General features: G+C 72.1%; 6 protein-coding genes. 2 read left to right on the forward strand and 4 right to left on the reverse strand.

Translation table 11 applies throughout. From position 1 onward, the window contains the following. Window positions 1-155 precede the first annotated feature (155 nt). From ACZ63H_RS20090 to ACZ63H_RS20105, 4 genes are all read right to left on the reverse strand, one after another. Window positions 156-899 carry an L-threonylcarbamoyladenylate synthase gene (locus ACZ63H_RS20090; protein WP_469866800.1) on the reverse strand — a complete coding sequence of 248 codons (744 nt, stop codon included), beginning with the start codon at window positions 897-899 and terminating at the stop codon, window positions 156-158. A 95-nt stretch (window positions 900-994) separates the two neighbouring features. After that, window positions 995-1,591 (reverse strand): 3-isopropylmalate dehydratase small subunit, encoded by a 597-nt coding sequence (leuD, locus tag ACZ63H_RS20095; protein ID WP_469866802.1) that lies wholly within the window; start codon window positions 1,589-1,591, stop codon window positions 995-997. Between the two features lie 70 nt (window positions 1,592-1,661). Continuing rightward, window positions 1,662-3,089 carry a 3-isopropylmalate dehydratase large subunit gene (gene leuC, locus ACZ63H_RS20100; protein WP_469866804.1) on the reverse strand — a complete coding sequence of 476 codons (1,428 nt, stop codon included), beginning with the start codon at window positions 3,087-3,089 and terminating at the stop codon, window positions 1,662-1,664. Window positions 3,090-3,184: 95 nt separating this feature from the next. Next, window positions 3,185-3,757, reverse strand: a complete 573-nt coding sequence (locus tag ACZ63H_RS20105; RefSeq protein WP_469866806.1) for an RNA polymerase sigma factor — start codon at window positions 3,755-3,757, stop codon at window positions 3,185-3,187. A 635-nt stretch (window positions 3,758-4,392) separates the two neighbouring features. Between ACZ63H_RS20105 and ACZ63H_RS20110 the strand changes: the two genes are divergently transcribed. Beyond that, entirely contained in the window at window positions 4,393-5,097 is a 705-nt protein-coding gene (locus tag ACZ63H_RS20110) for a Sua5/YciO/YrdC/YwlC family protein (protein WP_469866808.1), read from the forward strand. Between the two features lie 216 nt (window positions 5,098-5,313). Beyond that, complete coding sequence (locus ACZ63H_RS20115) at window positions 5,314-5,517, forward strand: cold-shock protein (RefSeq protein WP_037864303.1); 204 nt, start codon at window positions 5,314-5,316, stop codon at window positions 5,515-5,517. The last annotated feature ends 77 nt before the right edge of the window (window positions 5,518-5,594 follow it).

Below are 5,594 nucleotides of genomic sequence, written 5' to 3' on the forward strand. Positions count from 1 at the left end.
TTCTGCCCCCCCCCCCCCCCCCTCTCCCCCCCCCCCCCCCCCCCCCCCCCCCCCCCCCCCCCCCCCCCCCTCCCCCCCCCCCCCCCCCCCCCCCCCCCCCCGGCCCGTCGGGGACCACACGGCAGGGCGGGCGGGCTCCGGGACGGAGCAGGCCGTCAGGAGGACGCCGGCCCGGCCGCCTCCGTCTCGGCGCGCCGCTTCCGCAGCAGCGCCGGATACGCCGACGCGTCCAGATCGAGGTCCGGGAGGTGCGGGATGAGGGTCTCGGGGGCGACGAAGCCGCGGCGGACCAGATGGGGCGGGGTGAACGTGAGGTCGACGATGGTGTTGCCGGGGTGCTTCTGCGGCGGGCGGTCGGCGCGCTGGGCCGCTCCCTCGTCCAGGATGAGGTCCACCCGGTCGCCGAGATCGCGGACGGTGACGTCGAAGGTGACGTCGATGTCACCCTGCCCGGACAGGTTGGCGGAGGACGCGCCGAGCGGTTGTCCGACGAGCCGCAACACGTCCTGGAGCGGCGAGCCCGGGCCCTGGCAGCAGACGGCGAGCGTGTGCAGGCCGAGGGTCATGCGCGGCGGAAAGGGGTGCTTCTTCCAGCAGATCACCGCGGTGGGGCTCGGCCAGATCCGCTCCAGCAGGGCCGGGCCGAAACCGTCGGGGACACGGACGTACTCCTCCGCCTGCCGGGGCTCGGGAACGAAAAGGCTCAGCGGCCCGAATTTCGTGCGCCGCTTCGCCTCGAACACACGATCCACCGCCGCGGCGTTGAACGGATCACAGAAGAGCCCATAATTGGTTAACGTCGGAAGTGCCACGAGGCCGCCGCCGCGTAATACGTCGGCGGCCTCCTGAAATGCCGCGGGACTCGTCGCCGCAATGCGCGCCGTGGTCAAGGAAATCACCTCTGCTGTGAGTGCGGCCCAGGGCCGTCGATTCTATCCACGCACCGGTCCGCCGCGCCGTGCGGCGGACCGTACGGCGCGGCGGCATTCCGCTTTCAGGCCGGCATACGCGGCATCCACTCGGGACGCCGGCGCTCGTACCGGTCGATCAGTTCTTCGTCACGCAGGGTGACCGCGACGGCGTCCCGGCCCGCGCGCAGCGTGCGGCAGGCGCCGGAGTCCAGCCGCAGCGGCACATCGATCGCGGTACCGGTGACCCGGACCCGGCGGGCCACCAGGTCGACCTCGACGGACCGTTCGCCGTCGTCGACGACGGCGGCGCGCACCGCCCGGACCTCGGCGGCGGGCAATTCGACGGGGACGAGGCCGGCGTTGACGGCGTTCTCCCGGAAGATGTCGGCCAGCTGCTCGCAGAGCACCGCTCGGAAGCCGAAGTCGAGCAGGGCCCACACGGCATGCTCGCGGGAGGAGCCACAGCCGAAGTTCCGTCCGGTGACGAGGACCCGGGCACCGGTGGCGCGCGGCTGGTTGAGGACGAAGTCCGGATCCCCGCGCCAGTCGGCGAACAGGTCGTCGGCGTACCCGGCACGGTCGACCCGCTTCAGGCGGGAGGCGGGGATGATCTGGTCGGTGTCCACGTCCGACCGGTCCAGGACGAGCGCCGGGCCGCGCACCACGTCGAACTGCTCCACTTCGAGTTCCCTTCGAGAGAGTCACACGGGTCGCCCGCACACGTCGTGCGCGCAGCGCGGGTCACAGGTGTCACGCGAGGTCGGCCGGGGCGGTGAGGCGGCCCGCGATCGCCGAGGCCGCGGCCACCTCCGGGGAGACCAGGTGAGTGCGCCCCCCGGAGCCCTGGCGGCCCTCGAAGTTGCGGTTGGAGGTGGAGGCCGCGCGCTGCCCCGGCCCGAGGACGTCGCCGTTCATCGCGCAGCACATGGAACAGCCGGGCGAGCGCCACTCGAAGCCGGCCGCGGAGAACACCCGGTCCAGTCCCTCGCGTTCGGCCTGTTCCTTCACGGCGGTGGAACCGGGCACCACCAGCGCCCGCACCGACGGCCGTACGCGGCGTCCCCGCACGACGGCCGCCGCGGCGCGCAGGTCCTCCAGCCGGCCGTTGGTGCAGGAGCCGATGAACACCACGTCGACGGGGATCCGGCGCATCGGCGTGCCGGGCCCCAGCTCCATGTACCGCAAGGCCCGTTCGGCCCGCCGCCGTTCCTCGGGGTCCGCCATCGCCGCGGGGTCCGGCACGTGCCCGCTGAGCGGGGCGCTCTGCGCCGGATCCGTTCCCCAGGTGGCGTGGGGGGTGAGAGCGGAGGCGTCGATGCGCACGGCCCGGTCGAAGCGCGCCCCCTCGTCGGTGCGCAGGGTGCGCCAGTAGGCCTCCGCCTCCTGCCACTGCCGGCCGCGCGGCGCATGGGGGCGGCCCTTCAGGTACGCGAGGGTGGTCTCGTCGGGTGCGATCATGCCGGCTCGGGCGCCCGCCTCGATGGACATGTTGCAGACCGTCATCCGCTGCTCCATCGACAGCCTGCGGACCGTCGAGCCGTGGTACTCCACGAGGGTTCCCGAGCCGCCGGTCGTCCCGATCCGCCGGATGACGCCGAGGATCAGGTCCTTCGCCGAGACGCCGGGGGCCAGGTCGCCGTCGATCCGCACGCTCATGGTCCCCGGCCGGACCATCCGCAGGGTCTGGGTGGCGAGGACGTGCTCCACCTGACTGGTGCCGATGCCGAAGGCCAGCGCGCCGAACGCACCGTGCGTGGAAGTGTGGCTGTCGCCGCACACCACGGTGGTGCCGGGCAGGGTGAGCCCGAGCTGCGGGCCGATGACGTGCACGATGCCCTGACGCCGGTCGCCCTGCGCGAACAGCGGCAGGGCGAACCGCCGGGCGTTGTCGCCCAGGGCCGCGATCTGGCGTGCCGCGTCGGGGTCGGCGGCGTCCGGGCCGCAGTCCCGGGTGGGCACCACGTGGTCGGTGGTCGCCACCGTCTGCCGCGGCCGGCGCACGGTCCGCCCCGCCGACCGCAGCGCGGCGAACGCCTGCGGCGAGGTGACCTCGTGCACCAGGTGCAGGTCCACGTAGAGCAGATCGGGCACACCGGGACCGCCGCCGGGGCGCACCACGTGCGCGTCCCACACTTTCTCGCTGAGCGTGCGGGGGCGGCGACTGCTGGTCGGGCTCACATGGTCCTCCTGCGGGGACGTCGGCAGCGGCCCGGACGGGCCGGGCGGAGACGGGCGGGACGGACGGGACGGTGGGCACGTGTGCCGGGCGGTGTTCAGGATGCGACCATCGCCTTGCACTCGTGGATGCCCGGGGCGGACCGAAGCTGGGCGAGGCACCGGTTCCGGGTCGGCCCGATGCTGCCGATGGGGATCTTCAGGCTCCGGGACACCTGCTCGTAGCTGGCCGGCGGATCGGCCATGAGCATGCGGATGATGGCGTAACCGCGTTGGTTGAGGACGGTCTTGGCCGTCTGCCACAGCAGCACGCTGCACTCGTCCCGGATCAGCGGCACGCCGATGTCCTGGGCGTCGACGAGGACGGTGGCGAGCTCCTGGTGGGTGGCGCTGATCTCCTGGCGCCCGCAACTCAGCAGCCGGCGGCACTCGTTGCGCGTGACCACGGCCACCCAGGCACCCAGGCTGTCGGGCTTGCGGACGATGGCGAGGTGCTCGAACAGCTTCATCCACACGGTCTGGCTGACGTCCGCGGCATCGGCGTGGCTGAGGCCGTGCTCGCGCGTGATCCAGCGGACCAGCCCGGAGAACCTGCCGAGCAGTTCGCTCCAGGCGGACGGATCTCCGTCCAACGCACGCCGCACGACACCATTCACGTCGGATTTATCCATGGTGACAATCTCCCCCGAGATTTGGCAGTTCCCTTTGGTGCGGCGCGGCATCGGCGGACGGGACACCCCGACCCGCCCGCGAAGGGAACGGAATACGCCCGGCGCAGCCCTGCCCTCTGACACAGGGCATCCAGGGTGTCTACCGCCCGTGGGCTGCGGCGATGCGGTGAATTGCTGAGTCGGCGGATACGGCCCGACGCTCACCCGTGGCCGATATGCCCTACCGCCCACAACGCGCCGAGACCCTTCCCACGGAAAATCGGTGGCCGAGTGCAACAGCAGATATACCGCGGCTGATCCATGGAAATTCAATCCCCCGTCTTTCGCACTAATGGAACACGACCGTGTACGCGGCAGGCAAGCCGACCCGGCGGGAGTAATCCAAGCCGACGCAAAGTGATGCTCGCCGGAGTGACGGGAGTTCAATCAGCCGGTATTACACCTATATGGTGGATTGGGGAAGTAGTGCAGTGAAACGAAGCATTCGTCCCGCCTGGGTTCTACATCAAAATACCTTTTGATGGGATTTCTGCCTTATTCGTAAGATCACCTTCCACATCGCGTCTCACGTTCCACTGCGGAAATACGCCGAATCACCCAGCAGTCCGTCTCTGCGATCCTGAGGAGAACCCGCCGTGAATCCGACCGCCGACCCGCCGGCGCGCCCGCCCGCCTCGCTCGCACAGGTGCGCCGCGCCCTGAGGGAGGGCATGGCCGTGGTCCTGCCCAATCCCGAGCCGCTGACCCATGTGGTGACCGCCGCCCGGGCCCGGGCCGTGAACGAGGCCAAGGGGCGCCCCGGCGGCCAGCCGGTGGCCCTGTGGGCGCACCATCCCGAAACCCTCCGACACCTCGGCGGCCTCTGGGACCTGCCTGCCGCCGACGTCCTGCTGGCGGAGCGTCTCCTGGCGGAGGAGCACCTCACGGTGCTCGTGCCCCTGCGCGCCGACGCCGTACGGCCGGCATGGCTGAGGCCGGCGCACAAGGACGGCTGGGTGCTGCTCTTCGGTGCCCGGTGGCAGCCCCTGCGCCCACTCCTGCGGGAGTATCCGGTGCTGTACGTCAGCAGCGCCAACCGCACCGGGCACCCGCCCGCGTCCACCAGCCGGGAAGCGCTGGCGATGTTCCCCGCCACGGTCCCCGTCCTCGCGGAGCCCGCGGCCACCGCCTCCACCGCTCCCGCCGGACCGGCGCGGCACGGCCACGCGCCGCGCCGGGCGACGACGACCGTGCGCCTGCACGGCGGCGGCCGACTCGAGCTGCACCGCCACGGGGCCCAGGACCGACGCCACGCCACGGCCGACGCGTACCTGCGCCACCTGCGGACCCGCTACGCCTGATCCGACGAGGCGGCCTCCCCGGCCGTCGCGGCCGGCTCCGGAGGTCACCGGCCGGGCCACCGCCGTCCCCCGGACCGGACTCGTTCCGACTCGTGGGCGGATGATCGTATGACGGCGGCCCGGCCGGGGTAGAAAGACGCCGGGCGTCTTCCCCTGGCGGGGCAGATCCCACTACTCACCCCGGCCGGCACCCCCGGCAAGATCGAAGGACGCAGTATGGCCAGCGGCACCGTGAAGTGGTTCAACTCCGAGAAGGGCTTCGGTTTCATCGCCCAGGACGGCGGCGGACCGGACGTCTTCGCCCACTACTCGAACATCTCCGGCAACGGGTACCGCGAGCTGGTCGAGGGCGAGAAGGTCACGTTCGACGTGACCCAGGGCCAGAAGGGCCCCCAGGCGGAGAACATCGTCCGCGGCTGATGCCCGGTGGGGGGGGGGGGGGGGGGGGGGGGGGGGTGCCCCCGGGGTACAGGGGGGGGCGTTCGCTCCACTGCTGC

The organism is Streptomyces sp. NPDC104831 (assembly GCF_055583025.1).